This is a genomic window from Amycolatopsis sp., assembly GCF_036008905.1.
GTDB lineage: Bacteria > Actinomycetota > Actinomycetes > Mycobacteriales > Pseudonocardiaceae > Amycolatopsis.
Map to the genome: position 1 here is coordinate 34,133 of NZ_DASYMU010000110.1, position 15,306 is coordinate 49,438.

The 15,306-nt window shown below is 67.9% G+C and carries 12 protein-coding genes; 8 read left to right on the forward strand and 4 right to left on the reverse strand.

The genetic code is table 11. From position 1 onward, the window contains the following. Nucleotides 1-3 precede the first annotated feature (3 nt). Both mycP and eccD read right to left on the reverse strand, forming a co-directional pair. Nucleotides 4-1,587: a type VII secretion-associated serine protease mycosin gene (gene mycP, locus VGP60_RS20455; protein WP_327549641.1), complete on the reverse strand. Its 1,584-nt coding sequence runs from the start codon at nt 1,585-1,587 to the stop codon at nt 4-6. Between the two features lie 85 nt (nt 1,588-1,672). After that, a complete protein-coding gene (gene eccD / locus VGP60_RS20460; protein ID WP_327549670.1) occupies nt 1,673-3,040 on the reverse strand; it encodes a type VII secretion integral membrane protein EccD in 1,368 nt (455 codons plus the stop codon). Between the two features lie 309 nt (nt 3,041-3,349). On the opposite strand from eccD, the gene eccCa reads away from it, so the two are divergent. The 5 genes from eccCa (at nt 3,350) to VGP60_RS20485 (ending at nt 10,641) form a co-directional block, all read left to right on the forward strand. After that, a complete protein-coding gene (gene eccCa, locus VGP60_RS20465) occupies nt 3,350-7,366 on the forward strand; it encodes a type VII secretion protein EccCa (RefSeq protein ID WP_327549642.1) in 4,017 nt (1,338 codons plus the stop codon). Between the two features lie 66 nt (nt 7,367-7,432). Then, the gene (locus VGP60_RS20470; RefSeq protein ID WP_327549643.1) at nt 7,433-9,367 is read left to right on the forward strand and encodes a type VII secretion-associated protein; all 1,935 of its coding nucleotides are present in this window, start codon (nt 7,433-7,435) and stop codon (nt 9,365-9,367) included. Beyond that, nucleotides 9,367-9,717: a hypothetical protein gene (locus VGP60_RS20475; RefSeq protein WP_327549644.1), complete on the forward strand. Its 351-nt coding sequence runs from the start codon at nt 9,367-9,369 to the stop codon at nt 9,715-9,717. Before VGP60_RS20470 ends, VGP60_RS20475 begins: the two co-directional genes overlap by 1 nt. 255 nt (nt 9,718-9,972) lie before the next feature. Further along, nucleotides 9,973-10,290, forward strand: coding sequence for a WXG100 family type VII secretion target (locus VGP60_RS20480; protein ID WP_327549645.1), 318 nt, complete (start codon nt 9,973-9,975; stop codon nt 10,288-10,290). Between the two features lie 60 nt (nt 10,291-10,350). Beyond that, nucleotides 10,351-10,641: a WXG100 family type VII secretion target gene (locus VGP60_RS20485; protein WP_327549646.1), complete on the forward strand. Its 291-nt coding sequence runs from the start codon at nt 10,351-10,353 to the stop codon at nt 10,639-10,641. Between the two features lie 74 nt (nt 10,642-10,715). On the opposite strand, the gene VGP60_RS20490 is transcribed toward VGP60_RS20485, so the two are convergent. After that, nucleotides 10,716-11,312 (reverse strand): DUF4333 domain-containing protein, encoded by a 597-nt coding sequence (locus tag VGP60_RS20490; RefSeq protein ID WP_327549647.1) that lies wholly within the window; start codon nt 11,310-11,312, stop codon nt 10,716-10,718. A gap of 53 nt (nt 11,313-11,365) precedes the next feature. Beyond that, nucleotides 11,366-12,256, reverse strand: a complete 891-nt coding sequence (locus VGP60_RS20495) for a hypothetical protein (RefSeq protein ID WP_327549648.1) — start codon at nt 12,254-12,256, stop codon at nt 11,366-11,368. A 384-nt stretch (nt 12,257-12,640) separates the two neighbouring features. Between VGP60_RS20495 and rplM the strand changes: the two genes are divergently transcribed. From rplM to glmM, 3 genes are all read left to right on the forward strand, one after another. Further along, the gene (gene rplM / locus VGP60_RS20500) at nt 12,641-13,093 is read left to right on the forward strand and encodes a 50S ribosomal protein L13 (protein ID WP_327549649.1); all 453 of its coding nucleotides are present in this window, start codon (nt 12,641-12,643) and stop codon (nt 13,091-13,093) included. A 14-nt stretch (nt 13,094-13,107) separates the two neighbouring features. Continuing rightward, on the forward strand, nt 13,108-13,605 hold the full coding sequence (gene rpsI / locus VGP60_RS20505; RefSeq protein ID WP_327549650.1) for a 30S ribosomal protein S9: 498 nt from the start codon (nt 13,108-13,110) through the stop codon (nt 13,603-13,605). 227 nt (nt 13,606-13,832) lie between these two features. Then, a complete protein-coding gene (gene glmM / locus VGP60_RS20510; RefSeq protein WP_327549651.1) occupies nt 13,833-15,167 on the forward strand; it encodes a phosphoglucosamine mutase in 1,335 nt (444 codons plus the stop codon). Nucleotides 15,168-15,306 lie beyond the last annotated feature (139 nt).

A 15,306-nucleotide genomic window follows, 5' to 3' on the forward strand; every position in this document is an offset into this window, starting at 1 on the left:
TGGTCAGGAGGGGGTTCGGGGGGTGGGCGCGGGCCGGTTCCGTCGGACGGTGCGGACGACGAACATGGTGATCACCAGCGCGACGAGGCCGCCACCGGCGCCGGCGAGGGCGACGATCATCGGCGTCCAGTCCTTCGGGTTGAGCGGCGGTAGGTCCGAGGGCACCTGCACGGCCTTCGCCGGCGGGATGCCGTCCTCCGACGCCACACTCGCCGTCAACGCCGCCATCGGGTTGACCACACCGAACCCGACGAACGCGTCCCGCCCACCCGGCGCGCCGGGGTGCTGGGCGGTACTGGTGATCCGGTTCATCACCGCGCGTGCGCTGAGCGCCGGGAACTTCGCCCGCACCAGCGCGGCCACGCCGGCCACGTAAGGCGCGGCGAAGCTCGTGCCTTGGATCTCGCTCGGCTCGCCGCTGCCCTCGATGGTCAGGTTCGCCAGGCCGCTGGAACCCACCGCCGGGTCCAGCGAGGTGATCTTCGTCCCGGGCGCGGCCACGCTCACCCAAGGCCCGTTGACGCTGAACGACGCGACACCGCCGGACTCGTCGATCGCGGCGACCGACAGCACGTCCTTCGAGAACCACGGCGGGGTGACGATGTTCTTCGGCTTGTTCGGGTCGGGCTGGTCGTTCTGCGTGCACGACTGGGAGGTGTTCCCGGCCGCCGCGACGACCACGACGTCCCTCTTGTCGACGGCGAACCGGATCGCGGCCTGGAGCTGTGCTTCACCGTCGGTGATGAACCCGGTCGCCGGACGGCAGTTGTCGACCGACATGTTGATGACCTTCATGCCGGGGAAGTTCGCGGCATGGACGACGGCCTGAGCCAGGCTCTTCAGGTCACCGGCGGTCCCGGCCTGCTCCTGCTGACGGCCACCGCCTTGCTGTCCCGGCCGTGTGTTGTCCCCACCCGGCTGCCCGCCGCCGTTGTTGCCGGGGATCTCCGTGCCCGCCCCGCCGTTGGGCGTTCCGGACGTCGACGACGTGGCCGACGACTGGGTTTCTTCCTTGTAGTTCTGGCTGGACTGCCGGATCGACACGATGGTCGCGTCGGGCGCGACGCCGATGAAACCGATATCCGCATTCTTGGGCGGATTCGCCGCGATGATCCCGGCGACTTCGGTGCCGTGTCCGTCGCAGTCCTCAAGGCCTTCGCCGGCGGGGGTGCGCTTCACGTACTCGCCGCCCCCGACGAGCCGGTTCTGGAAATACGGATGCCTGGTGACCCCGGTGTCGATCACGCCGACCTTGATGCCGCCGCCGGCCGAACCGTCCGGACTGGAGGCCCGCACGATCTTCTGGATCGCCTCGATCTGCAGGTACTGCTGACCCCACGGCTTGCCCTTGGGATCGACGTTCGGCCCGAGGTTCCGCTGGACGCACTGGTTGCCTTGCACGTAGTTCTTCAGCGGCCCGTTCGTGTCGTTCGGCGGCCCGCCGACGACGTCGGGCGGGTTCGCGAAGAAACTGCCCGGGCCCGACGTCGGGGGCGTGGTCGTCTGCTGTGCCCAGGCGGGCACCGCGCCCGCCGTCGGCGACAGGACGCCGATACCGGCGGCGAGCAGCAGACTTGTCGCGCGCATCGGGAATTTGACCGAGCGGGTACGCGTCCCCCTGGACCGCCGCACAGATGCCGTCACCGTACTCATCCGATCCCCTGAGACAGATTTACTTGAAGTTGATGTGCCGCAGCGTCGAGTAGAGGTCCATCACGCCGAGCGCCAGCGGCAGGACGGTCGCGATGCAGATCGCTTCGATGATCTCAACGGTCCTGCGAAGCGGCGGTGAGAAACGCTGGCCAGGGAACACCACACCGGTGACGAGCGCGCCCGCCGCGATGAGCACGAGGATGCCGAACACCCACAGCACCCGGCCGAGCGGGCTCTGCGTGGTCATCCAGCCGAGCAGGATGCCGGTGCCGGACAGCATTCCCGTGGTCAGCAGCGCGACAGCCTGGCTGCCGTTGGCGTACGCGCGGGCACGCAGCAGGAGCACCAGCGTGGCCACGACACCCATGATGATGCCGAAGACGCTGGGCGAGCTCGCGGCGATGATCGCGGCGATCGCGGCCGCCGTGCCGCAGCCGATGAGCAGCCCGGTCATGTAGTTGTGGGCGACGCTGGTGCGCTGTTCGATCATCCGGTAGTCGGGGAACCCGGTGTCTTCCTTGAGTTCCTCGGCCGTTCCCGGCACGTGCGGCAGCGGCAGCTTCGCCAGCCAGATGGTCGCCCGCGGCAGGATCGAGATGCAGGCGAGCGCGAAGGCCGTGGTGCCCGCGGCGATACCGGCGGCGGGATGGTTGACCAGGGTGGCGAACAGGAACGCGAGGGCGCCGAAGGTCGCCGCGGTGGCCGCCGCGATGAACGTCGTGATCCCGGCGCCGATGATCATGATGCACACCGACGCGACGATGATCACGAGCACGCTGGCGAGCAGCAGGTTCGCCCGGACCGACAGCCCGGGCACGATGTAGAACCCGCTGACGAACGCCAAGGGCAGTCCACCGGCCGCGGCGATCAGGACTCCGGTCGCTTCGGCTTGGTACGCCTTCGCGAGCGTGGCGCCGACGGCGACACACGCGATCGCGCCGACACCCGCCGCGATCGCGGCGGCGAGCCCGTTGCCACCGGGGAACATCGATCCGCTGGTGAACAGTGCCACCGCGGCGAGGAAGAGCGCGAGCCCGCCGGCGACGTGCCCGAAGCGGTGCGCCGTCTCCTTCGTCCACGGCCGGAAGCTGTCCGGTGTGGACTCCGCGATCGCGTCGACGACGTCGTCGTACAGCGGCGGCGGCGGATTTTCGTTGCGGCGCCGCAACTGCAGCAGTTCGCCGTCGATGACGCCGAGAGACGCGAGAGTCCTGCTGGGATCAAGCGGAGCGTCGCCCAGCTTCGCCAGTGCCCACCCGCCGTGGCGCGCGCCACCGTCTGGCGAGACCTCGTTCGCCATGTCCAGCAGCATCGGCAGCAAATCGGCCACCGCGACGTCGGCCGGCAAAGCCACGTCGATCCGAGTGCGTGGTGCCACCACCGTCACCCTGCTGAATACCGTCGTGCCCGTTGCCACCTGCTAGCCCCCTGCCTGGAGAGAATGCTCCGGGTACTTATACCGAACTACCCGTGCACGCATCATTGCCGCCCAGAAACTACCGGTAAGGACCCACGTTTCGTGGGAAACCGGCGCAATGGGGGTCGAACTTGGCCGAAAGGCCCCGCCGATGTCGGTGCGCGGTCCTAGTATTAACGCACTGGACGCCGTCATGGGGTGCACCCGCCTGTTCGCTACCGTGTGAACCGGCCGCGCATCCGGCTGGTAGTCATCGCCGAGTTGAAGAGGGGTCTTTCGGTGAGCACGCTGCAATTCAAGCGGTCGCCGCGCCTTGCTGCGCCCCGCCCGCCGGGCGGCGAGGTCCACCTCGAGCCGCCGCCCGAGGTACCGCGGACCATTCCGGGCAACATCGTGATGAAGCTGATGCCGGTGGTCATGATCGTGGCCATGGTCGGCATGGTCGTGGTGATGTTCACCTCTGGTGGGGCGGCCGCGAGAAGCCCGACCACGCTGATGTTCCCGATGATGATGCTCATGGGCATGGGCGGCATGTTCGCCGGTGGCGGCAAGGGTGGTGGCGCCAAGAAGGCCGAGATGAACGAGGACCGCAAGGACTACCTGCGTTACCTCGGCCAGATGCGCGACCGGGCCCGTGAGGCCATGGTCGACCAGCGGGCGGCACTCGAATGGGTACACCCTGATCCGCAGACGCTGTGGTCGCTCGCCGCGAGCCGCCGGATGTGGGAACGCCGTCAGAACGACCAGGATTTTCTGCACCTTCGGGTAGGCCGTAGTTCCCATCGGCTCGCGACGCGGCTCGTTCCGCCGCAGACCGGCCCGGTCGACGAGCTCGAGCCGATCGCCACCCTCGCGCTGCGCCGGTTCGTCCGTGCTCACTCGATCGTGCCCGATCTGCCGACGCAGATCACGCTCCGCGGGTTCGCCGCGGTCAGCATGCAGGGCGAGCGTGAGCTCACCCGCGGCCTGACCCGCGCGATGCTCGCGCAGATGGTCGCCTTCCACAGCTCCGACGACGTGCTGGTGGCCATCGCCACGGCCGGTCGCGCCAAGGAGGAGTGGGAGTGGGCGAAGTGGCTGCCGCACACCCAGCACCCCACGATGTCCGACGGCATCGGCCAGCTGCGGATGATGGCCGGTTCGCTCGCCCAGATCGAGCTGTGGCTCGACGAGGAGCTGCGTGATCGCCAGCGCTTCTCCCGTAACGCCACCCCGGCGCCCGACCAGCCGCACGTCGTCATCATCATCGACGACGCCGAGGTCACCCGCGAAGAGCAGATAATCCTGGAAGAGGGCCTGGTCGGCGTCACGCTGGTCGACCTCTCCGACTCCACCGGCAACCTGTCGGCCCGCCGTGGTCTCCGCCTCGTGGTGGAGCCGGACCGCCTGGGTGCCCGCAGCGCCAGCGGTGTCGAGTGGTTCGGCCGCCCGGACACGCTCAGCGTGGTCGAGGTCGAAGCGCTCGCCCGCAAGCTTTCGCCGTACCGCGTCGGTTCCGCCGCGCAGGAGGCCAGCGAAGAAGAGCCGCTGCTGTCCAACCCGTCGCTGCTCGAGCTGCTCGGTATCCCGGGCGACCCGATGACCTTCGACGTGCAGCAGTCCTGGCGTCCCCGGCCGGTCCGGGACCGTTACCGCGTCCCGTTCGGGGTCGGCGAGTTCGGCCAGCCGGTCGAGCTGGACATCAAGGAAGCGGCGATGGAGGGCATGGGCCCCCACGGCTTGTGCATCGGCGCCACCGGTTCCGGTAAGTCCGAGTTCCTGCGGACCCTGGTTCTCGGCATGCTGGCCACGCATTCGTCGACAACGCTGAACTTCGTCCTTGTCGACTTCAAGGGTGGTGCGACCTTCCTCGGTCTCGACGTCGCCCCGCACGTCTCGGCGACCATCACCAACCTCGCCGACGAAGTCACGCTGGTCGACAGGATGAAGGACGCCCTCGCCGGTGAGATGAACCGACGGCAGGAGGCGTTGAAGAACGGCGGTAACTTCAAGAACGTCTGGGAGTACGAGAAGGCCCGTGAGAACGGCGCCGACCTCGACCCGCTGCCCGCGTTGTTCATCGTGGTCGACGAGTTCTCCGAGCTGCTGAGCGCGAAGCCCGACTTCATCGACCTGTTCGTCGCGATCGGCCGGCTGGGCCGGTCGCTGCAGATGCACATGCTGCTCGCGTCGCAGCGGCTCGAAGAGGGCAAGCTGCGTGGTCTCGACTCGCACCTGTCCTACCGGATCGGCCTGAAGACGTTCTCCGCGGCGGAATCCCGCGCGGCGATCGGGGTGCCGGACGCGTTCGAGCTGCCGTCGGTCCCCGGTGGCGGGTACCTCAAGTACGACACGTCCACGATGGTCCGGTTCAAGGCGTCGTACGTCTCGGGTCCGTACCGGCCCGCGGGGATCAAGGCCGTGGCGCCGGGTGCGGCTGTGGTCCGCGCTGACAAGCGGCCCCAGCTGTTCGTACCGGACTTCATCGAGCTGCCTCGTGAGCCGGAGCCGGTGATCGGCGAGATCGCCCCGGTCAAGGTGGAGCGCGAGTCCGAGGAAGCCGTCGAGCCGAGTGAGCTCGACGTCATCGTCACCAGGCTCATCGGCCAAGGCCCGCCCGCGCACGAGGTGTGGCTGCCGCCGCTGAAGGAACCGAACTCGCTCGACACGCTGCTGCCGAACCTCAACCCGACCGAAGACAGAGGTCTTTCGCCGGTCGGGTTCTTCGGCAACGGCCGGCTGCAGGTGCCGCTGGGCATCGTCGATCGGCCGTACGAGCAGCGCCGTGACCCGCTCTGGGCCGACTTCTCCGGTGCGACCGGGCACGGGGTGCTCGTCGGTGGTCCGCAGTCCGGCAAGTCGACCATGCTCCGGACGCTGATCATGTCCATGGCGCTGACGCACACCCCGGAGGAGGTGCAGTTCTACTGCATCGACCTCGGTGGTGGTTCGCTCACCGGTCTCGCCGACCTGCCGCACGTGGGTGGGGTCGCCGTCGCGCGGCGCGAGCCTGACAAGGCCCGCCGGATCGTCGCCGAGCTCACCACGCTGCTGACCGAACGCGAAGGCCGGTTCGGCGCGCTGGGCATCGACTCGATGGCCGAGTTCCGCAACCGCAAGCGGCGTGGTGAGATCAAGCCCGAGCAGGACGCGTTCGGTGACGCGTTCCTGGTGGTCGACGGCTGGAAGGCGCTGCGCGAGGACTTCGAGGAGCTCGAAGGCCAGATCACGAAGCTCGCCACGCAGGGTCTGTCCTACGGCGTGCACGTGTTCATCGCCGCCAACCGCTGGGCGGACATCCGCCCGGCGATCAAGGACATGATCGGTACCCGGTTCGAACTCCGCCTCGGTGACCCGAGCGAGTCCGACATCGACCGCCGCGTCGCGGTCAACGTGCCGGCCGGCCGGCCGGGTCGTGGCCTGACCCGGGACAAGCTGCACCTGCTGACCGGGCTCCCGCGGATCGACGGCTCCAGCGATTCCGAAAACGTCGCCGCCGGCGTCATCGACGCGGTCGCCAAGATCAAGGCCGCGTGGCGTGGCCCGGTCGCGCCGAAGGTGCGCCTGCTGCCCGAACTCATCAACTACGAAGATGTGCTCGCGCAGGATCCGCACCGCAACAGCAAGCTCGTCCCGATCGGTGTCAACGAGGACAGCCTGTCACCGGTGTACCTCGACTTCGACGCGGATCCGCACTTCTACGCGTTCGCGGACGGCGAGTCGGGCAAGACGAACCTGCTGCGCCAGATCACGCGAGGCATCGTCGAGCGGTACACCTACGAGGAAGCCGTCATCATCCTGGTGGACTACCGCCGCACGATGCTTGGCTTCATCGGCGGGGACCAGTTGCTCGGCTACGCGGTGTCGGCACAGCAGCTCGACAGCATGATCAAGGACGTCGCGGGCTCGATGTCCCGGCGGCTGCCGGGGCCGGACGTCACCCAGGAGCAGCTCAAGAACCGCAACTGGTGGACCGGTCCGGACCTGTTCGTCATCGTCGACGACTACGACCTCGTCGTCACGCAGTCGAACAACCCGCTCAAGCCGCTCGCGGACTACCTGGCCCAGGCCAAGGACGTCGGCCTGCACATCATCGCGGTCCGGCGTACCGGTGGTGCCAGCCGCGCGATGTTCGACCCAGTGCTCGGCAAGCTCAAGGAAATCGCCGCGCCCGGCCTGGTGATGAACGGCTCGCGCGACGAGGGCAACCTGATCGGTACGGTCAAGGCCAGCCAGATGCCGCCGGGCCGGGGCACCATGGTCAGCCGCAAGACCGGCAAGCAGCTCATGCAGGTTTCGTGGATTTCGCCTGACTGACTTCGCCCGGCGGGATGTAAGTGAAAGTAGAACGGCGAACACGGTGAAGAACAGCGGGAGTGGCTTGTGACGTTGCGGGTGGCGGTGGACTTCGGGACATCGAGCACCTGTGTCGTCGCTTCGGTCAACGGACGTGATCCGCAGGTGGTGGTGGTCGACGGGCAGCCGTTGATGTCCTCGGCCGTGTACGCGGCTGCGGACGGCACTCTGTTCGTCGGGCAGGAGGCCGAACGTCAGGCCGCCGTCGACCCGTCGCGTTACGAGCCGAACCCGAAGCGCCGGATCGACGAGGGCGAGCTGCTCCTTGGCGACAGCGTGCTGCGGGTGACCGACGTGATCCACGCCGTCCTGCGGCGTGCGGTGACCGAGGCCCGCGTGCTCGCGGGGGGCGCCGAAGTGGATCTGCTCGTCCTGACCCACCCCGCGGACTGGGGCGCGATCAGGACGAGGCTGCTGCGGCAGGCCGCCGGTCGGCTGGCGCAGGAGGTCGCGCTGGTCCCGGAGCCGGTCGCCGCGGCGATCTTCCACGCCGCCACCTTCGCGCCGTCCGATCTCAAGTCGGAGCGGACGGTCGAGTTCAGCGGCCGTCCCGGGGAAACGCTCGCCGTGCTCGACTTCGGTGGCGGGACGGTGGACGTCAGCGTGGTCCGGCGGGTCGCGAACAACGGTCCGAGGCGTGGTGGCTTCCAGGTGCTGGCCACCCGGGGTGATCCCAGTTTCGGCGGCGCCGACATCGATCAGGCGCTGCTGGAGCACGTCGGGTCGCTGGTCTCGTCGGTGGACCCGGCGGCTTGGACACAGCTCGTCGAAGGACGAGAGCTGTCCGAGCGGCGACGTCGGCGGGTGCTCCGCCAAGACGTCCGCGGGGCGAAGGAAACGCTGTCCCGCCACGCGTACACCGATGTCCCGATGCCGCCGCCGTTCGCCGACGCGCACGTCACGCGCGAGGACCTGGAGCGGCTCATCGCCGGTCCGCTGGGCCGTGCCGCCGAGCTCACCCGCGCGGCGATCGACGAGGCGAGCCTGCGGCCCAAGCAGCTGACCGCGATTTTCCTGGTCGGCGGCTCGAGCCGGATCCCGATGATCTCCCGGCTCGTCCACGAACGCATGGGCGTCGTCCCCACCACCCTCGATCAGCCGGAGACCGTCGTCGCCCGTGGCGCGCTGCGCGCCGTCCTCGTCGACCCGGACCGCACCGGCGCGCTCCCTGGCAGCTCCGCCGCCCGCCCCACCGGTGCCCCGTCTTCCGCCGAACAGCGCACCGAAGTCGTCCGCCCCTTCACCCCCTCCCGCCCACCCACACCCCCCTCCGGCGCGACGTTTAGCCCGCTAAACGCAAGTCAACGGGGTGGGGCGCAGGTGGCGCAGGCGGGCCACGGGAGGGGCCCCGGCCCCGGAACGGGCGGCGGGCCGCCGCCGTGGCAGCCGCAGGAAGCGGCCAAGACGGAGACGCCCAAGAACGAGGGACGACGGAAGCTGCCGTGGCTGATCGGCGGCGCCGTGGTCGTGGTCGCCGCCGTGGCCGCCGGATTGATCCTCACCCTGGGCGGAGGAGACGACCCCTCCCCGGGCCACAATTACGCGCAGTACGACTACAGCTTCTTCGCGCCCGACGACTGGGTCCAGACCGGCGACAACGTCGTCGGCCGCCAGGTGATCATCCGGCCCGACACCGCGCAGACGGGAAACGACCTGGTGGTGGTCCAGGAGTACGTGATGGACTACGACGCGACCGCGAACAGGCCGCGCATGGTCACCAGCCTCCAGAGCTTGGCGGCCAACAACCCGGCGTACACCGGATTCGATCCGAACAAGACGTACGCGGGTAAAAACGTCGTCTTCTACCACCAGCTCAAGGACGTGGCGAGCGTGGACTGGTACGTCGTGGCGCAGGGAAAGGTCCGCGTCCACATCGGCTGTCAGTTCGCCGAGAAGTCGCTCGAGACGCGGGTGCGCGCCGCGTGCGAGCAGGTCGTGAACACGGTCAAGATCGTCAACTGATGGCGGGCGACGAGCACGCGGGTGCCGAGCTGACCCGGACCACGCAACACGCGATCACCTACGCCAGCCGTGTCGCGAGCGCGGCCAAGGAGCGCAACGCGCGGCATCGGGCGGACAACGCCGAACTGATCAAACAGTTCGAGCAGAGAAGGCTCGCGGGTTCCGGCGCGCCGTCGACCGTTCGGGACGCCGCGAAAAGGTTCCGGTCGGCCGGCGGACTCGGGAATTCGCGATTGCCCGTTAGGGCTGAATCCGTTGCACCCAGTCGGCCGAAAGCGGCTGAACCGCCCCGATCGGGTGACGACGACGAAGACTTTTCGCAAGAGCGAATCATGCTTCGCTGGGACTGACCGCTGTGCACTGTGGAGTTTCCGTGATCGCGAAAACCCTGGTGGGCGGCATTTTTCGCAAGGTGTTCGGCGTCTTCGCGGCGATAGGTGAACAGCAGATGGCGTTCGGTTCCCGGTTCGACCGTTCACGCTAGCAACTACTTGCGAGCAAAGGACGACAACGTGGAACCAACCATGGCAGGGTCTTCGTCATAGGGTCCGTACAAACAAAACCGAGCGTGTACGGATACACCACAAACGAAGGGGGTTGGTCCCATGTCGGGATTTACCGGGACAGTTGAGCAGTTCACCGAAGCAGAGAAGCGCGTCAGCGACGTCAAGGTCCAGATGGACTCGAACCTCTCGCAGCTGCGTGACCGCATCGAGGCCACGAAGGCCGGCTGGAGTGGTGAGGCAGCCAAGGCGTTCGACGCCGTCATGATCCGCTTCGACGAGGACGGCCGCGGCCTGAACACCGCGCTGCAGAACATCGCGGACCTTCTGGAGCAGGCCGGCTCCAAGTACAGCGCGGCGGAAGCCCAGCAGCGCGAGGCCATGAACTCCATGCAGGGCAAGTTCGGCGTCCTCGGCTGATCTAGCGGTACCCGCTCCACAAACTTTCGCTAACCACTTCTACAAACTTCGGAGGATGTAATGCCATCAGGCGAAATCAAGGTCAATTACGCGACGATCCAGACCGCGGCCGACGACTGCAAGAGCACCACCACGGAGCTCGAAAGGCTCTTCGGTGACCTGAAGAACGACCTCAACCCGCTGATCAACACCTGGGACGGTAACGCCAAAGAGTCCTACCTGAACGCCCAGAAGCAGTGGGACGCCAAGTTCGACGACCTCAAGCAGGTCCTCGCGCAGATCGCGATCGTTCTTCCGCAGATCGCCGATGGCTACCAGGGCACGGAGTCGGGCGTCGAGCAGCTTTTCTGAGCCGTTCGCACGAACCACGGTGGGCCTGGCGCGAGAGCGCAGGCCCACCGTTTTCGTTGTATCACAAGAAAATCTCAGTGCGGGGCGCCGACCTCGTATTCGGGAGTGTCGTTGAGTACCCGCACGGTGATCGTCTTCGGCGTCCCCGCCACCTTCGCGGTGCAGTCGAAGGTCGTGCCGGTTTTGATCTCCTGACCCGCCGGGCAGGACACGTCCCGCACGTCGTGTTCACCGTAGTTTTCCTTCAATACCTTGGAAACGCCGTCCTGCAGGGACCCCTGTTCGAGGGTGTCCCCGGAAAACGCGCCGAGGAGCCACGCGGCGGCACCGGCACCGGCCAGCACGACGACCCCGATCGCGCCGAAGATCAGCGGCTTCTTCGAACGTTCCGGCTGCTTCCTGATGTCTTCGGGAAACGCTCCCAGTCCGCCGTACTGGGACGGCTGGAATCCGCCGCCGAACTGGCCCTGCGGGGGAGTCCCCGGCTGGGGCGCGGGCTGCCAAGGCGCCTGTTGCGGCGCGACGGGCTGCTGAGGCTGCTGCTGCCACTGGCCGGGATAAGCGCCGGAATTCGGCTGCTGCGGGTTCTGCGGCCATTGTCCCGGCGGGGGAGTTCCCGGCGCCGCGGGCGGCTGCCACCACTGTGGTTGCTGATTGGGCGGCTGGGTCATCGACGGTCTCCTCGCGTGCGGCTGAGCGTCGGCGCGTTTCGGTCTGCCACGGTTCAGCTTCCTTGCAGTTCGCCGAGACGGCGGTAGAAGTCGTCCACCGCGGGCTGGTCCGGCAGGACGGTCACGTCGGCGGGATCCGGCAGCTTCGGGAAGTCCTGCGGGGTCGCCTTCCCGGTGAAGTGGAAGTCCTCGCGCAGTTCGATCCGGTGGTTTTCCTTGGTCAGCGTCGCTTCCATGACGATCTGGCTGAGCACGCCGTCTGGGCCGATGGTGATCTTCGTGGGCACGATCTCCTTGCGCATCTCGGTCCCGATCTGGTCCAGAGCCGACTGCGGAAGAACCTCCACCCTCGCATCGAGGAACGCGCCGAGCGGAACGGCCGCGGTGACCTCCGTCTTGCCGTCCGGCAGGGTGCGGGCGCCGGTGACGGCCTTTTTGTTGGAACTGAAGGCACGCTGGACCGCGGAGACCATTTTGCACGCCGGGGCGATACCGGCCCAGGCGCAGACCAGACTGTTGCCGCTTTCGGGTTTCGGCATCGAAACCCAGGCCGTGGGAGCCAGGCTCTTGTAGACCGGCCCGAGGTACATGTAGCTCACCGTGCCCTCGGCCGGGATGAAGTTGTCGAGCGACTCGTCCGGGTTCTTCTGTGAGTGGTTGCGGGAGACCCGGGTTTCCGGTGATCCCAGCCGCGCGGAAGTGATGGTCGCCCGGAGCCATTTCTCGTCGAGCCGGAAGTACGTCTCGAAGGCGGCCGTGGTGTCCCGCTGCATGCCGAGGGTGTCGGACAGCTTGTCCATCGCGCCCTCGAACTTCGCGCTGACGTACGCGGCCGCTTCGTCCCCCTTGGGGAGAGCGGTGCCCGCACGCGCCTGGCCGCAGGCCGTCGCCAGCAGGAGGACCGCGCCCACTGCGGCCATCGTGGTCGTTGCCCGTTGTTTCATACCCTGCCCCTGCTCGAGTCCCCGCGCGTGAATCGTCTCATTCTCTCCCCTTTGGCCTCGCCGCGTACGCGAGTTGGGCGGATTCGACGGCCGGTCGCGAGCCCGTGAACTCGGCTTTCGGCCAGCCTGTGCGGAGCGGCCAGGTGCCGGTCGGTATCATTGCCCACTGCGGTGCCTTCGAAGGCTTCGCCGGCATGTTCGGCTTCACGCCTCCGGGTACGACGACAGAGCGAGCTGGTGCGGCCCGAGTTCGGGATCGTTGGAGTACCCCGCTTCGCCCTCGGATCGGACGGGCGGGTATCTTCATATGTCGTTGTGCGCCGCGGCGTGAAAGCGTTAGGCCCGCACAGAACCCACACGCAATGTTGACGACGAGGTAGACCCTTGCCCACGTACAGCCCCAAGCCCGGCGACGTCACTCGTGCCTGGCACGTGATCGACGCCGAGGATGTCGTGCTCGGCCGGCTCGCGACTGAGGTCGCCACGCTGCTGCGCGGCAAGCACAAGCCGACCTTTGCTCCCCACGTGGACACCGGTGACTTCGTCATCATCGTCAACGCCGAGAAGGTCGCGCTCACCGGTAACAAGCGCGAGCAGAAGTTCGCGTACCGGCACAGTGGCTACCCCGGTGGCCTCCGCAAGCGCTCCTTCGGCGAGATGCTCGACACCAAGCCCGAGCGCCTGCTCGAGAAGGTCGTCAAGGGCATGCTCCCGAAGAACAAGCTCGGTCGCGCGCAGGGTAAGAAGCTGAAGGTCTACGCCGGCCCCCAGCACCCGCACGTTGCGCAGCAGCCGCAGGCCTTCGAGATCACCAAGATCGCGCAGGTCGTCCAGTGAGTGAGGAAGAGTCTGTGACCAGCACCGAAACCGAGGCCGTGACGGAGGCCGTCGAGGTTTCCGAGACGCCCGCCGCGGTCGTGACCAGCGAGACGCCGGCGGCTCCCAAGCCGTCGCGCGCCGCCGGTGGCACCGCGCAGACCGTCGGCCGTCGTAAAGAGGCCGTCGTTCGCGTCCGTGTCGTCCCGGGCACCGGTGAGTTCAAGCTCAACGGCCGCAAGCTCGAGGAGTACTTCCCGAACAAGGTGCACCAGCAGCTCATCCGTGAGCCGCTCGTCACCGTCGAGAAGCCGGACTCGTTCGACATCTTCGCCCGCCTGCACGGCGGCGGCATCTCCGGCCAGGCCGGTGCGCTGCGTCTCGCGATCGCCCGTGCGCTCGTCGAGGTCGACGCCGATGACCGTCCGGTGCTGAAGAAGGCCGGATTCCTCAAGCGCGATGCTCGCGCCGTCGAGCGTAAGAAGTACGGCCTGAAGAAGGCCCGTAAGGCTCCGCAGTACAGCAAGCGCTGATCTGCGCCCAGGAGCAACCCTCGGAAGCGCTCATCCGTCTGTCGGGTGGGCGCTTCCGTGTTTTCGCAGACCCCCGCTCCCGGGGTGCACTCTGCCACCACCCACCCTCCCGCCCCCGTTTGCGTTTCGCGGGCTAAACGCGAGCGCGCTGGTCGGGCGGGGGTCGGGGCGGCGTTGGTGGGCGGTCGCTAGGTTGTCGTGGTTGGTCGTACAAGGAGGTTCGGCAGATGGCTCGCCTGTTCGGTACCGATGGAGTACGTGGCCTTGCCAACGGCGCACTGAAGCCGGAGCTGGCACTGGCGTTGTCGGCGAGCGCCGCCAGGGTCCTCGCCGCACATGACCGCACGCACCGGCCGATCGCCGTCGTCGGCCGCGACCCGCGACTCAGCGGCGAGATGCTCGAAGGCGCCGTCGTCGCCGGTCTCGCTTCCGCCGGAGCTGACGTGCTGCGAGTGGGTGTCCTGCCCACTCCCGCTGTCGCCTACCTGGTCGGCATCCTCAACGCCGACCTCGGCGTGATGATCTCCGCCTCGCACAACCCCATGCCGGACAACGGCATCAAGTTCTTCGCCGCGGGCGGGCACAAGCTCCCCGACGGCATCGAGGACGAGATCGAAGCCGGTCTCGAAGCCGACGTCAACCGCCCGACCGGTTCCGGCATCGGCCGGGTCACCGACGTCGCGGACGCCGTCGACCGGTATCTCGACCATCTTCTTTCCGCGACTCCGCACCCGCTGGCCGGCATCCGCGTTGTCGTCGACTGCGCGAACGGCGCGTCGGCTTCCGCGGCTCCCGAGGTGTACCGCCGGGCCGGTGCCGAGGTCATCGCGATCCACGCCGATCCCGACGGCGTCAACATCAACGACGACTGTGGGTCCAATCACCCCGATCAGTTGCGTGCCGCTGTCCTGGAACACAAGGCCGACCTCGGCATCGCCCACGACGGTGACGCCGACAGGTGCGTCGCGGTCGACGCCGACGGCGAACTGGTCGACGGCGACCAGATCATGGCCGTTCTCGCGCTGGCCATGGCCGAAGCCGGTGAGCTCAAGGACGACACCCTCGTCGCCACCGTGATGAGCAACCTGGGGCTCCACCTCGCGATGCGCGCCCACGGTGTGAACGTGCTCACCACCGCCGTGGGTGACAGGTACGTGCTCGAAGAACTGCGGACAGGCGGCTACGCCCTGGGCGGCGAACAGTCCGGCCACGTTGTGCTGCCCGCCTACGCCACCACCGGTGACGGCCTGCTGACCGCGCTGCGCCTGATGTCCCGGATGGCGTCCACCGGCAAGTCCATCGCCGAGCTCGCCGGCGTGATGCAGCGCCTGCCGCAGGTGCTCGTGAACGTCCGCGTCGCCGACAAAGCCGCGGTCGCCATCTCCTCCGCCGTGCGCGACGCCGTCGACGCCGTCGAGGCCGAACTCGGCGAAGAGGGCCGAGTCCTGCTGCGTCCTTCAGGGACCGAGCAGCTCGTCCGCGTGATGGTCGAGGCCCCCGCGCAAGACACCGCACAGGCCGCCGCCGACAGGCTGGCCGGAGTCGTCTCCGCCGTTTCCTGAAGCAGTCCTTCACCCACGCGTGCTTGATCCGGTCAAACCCCTGCGTCCGGGTTACCGGCCCGGTACATTTCGTTGCGTATGCGGTGGCGGGACACCCGGATACGTCGTGGTCACGGCGGACGTTCCGGGTGCTCGGGTG

Bases quoted from the DNA above. Each gene is read 5' to 3' on its own strand.
- mycP (WP_327549641.1), bottom strand. From the start codon at position 1,587: ATGCGCGCGACAAGTCTGCTGCTCGCCGCCGGTATCGGCGTCCTGTCG.
- VGP60_RS20475 (WP_327549644.1), top strand. From the start codon at position 9,367: ATGGCGGGCGACGAGCACGCGGGTGCCGAGCTGACCCGGACCACGCAA.
- VGP60_RS20480 (WP_327549645.1), top strand. From the start codon at position 9,973: ATGTCGGGATTTACCGGGACAGTTGAGCAGTTCACCGAAGCAGAGAAG.
- VGP60_RS20485 (WP_327549646.1), top strand. From the start codon at position 10,351: ATGCCATCAGGCGAAATCAAGGTCAATTACGCGACGATCCAGACCGCG.
- VGP60_RS20490 (WP_327549647.1), bottom strand. From the start codon at position 11,312: ATGACCCAGCCGCCCAATCAGCAACCACAGTGGTGGCAGCCGCCCGCG.
- VGP60_RS20495 (WP_327549648.1), bottom strand. From the start codon at position 12,256: ATGAAACAACGGGCAACGACCACGATGGCCGCAGTGGGCGCGGTCCTC.
- glmM (WP_327549651.1), top strand. From the start codon at position 13,833: ATGGCTCGCCTGTTCGGTACCGATGGAGTACGTGGCCTTGCCAACGGC.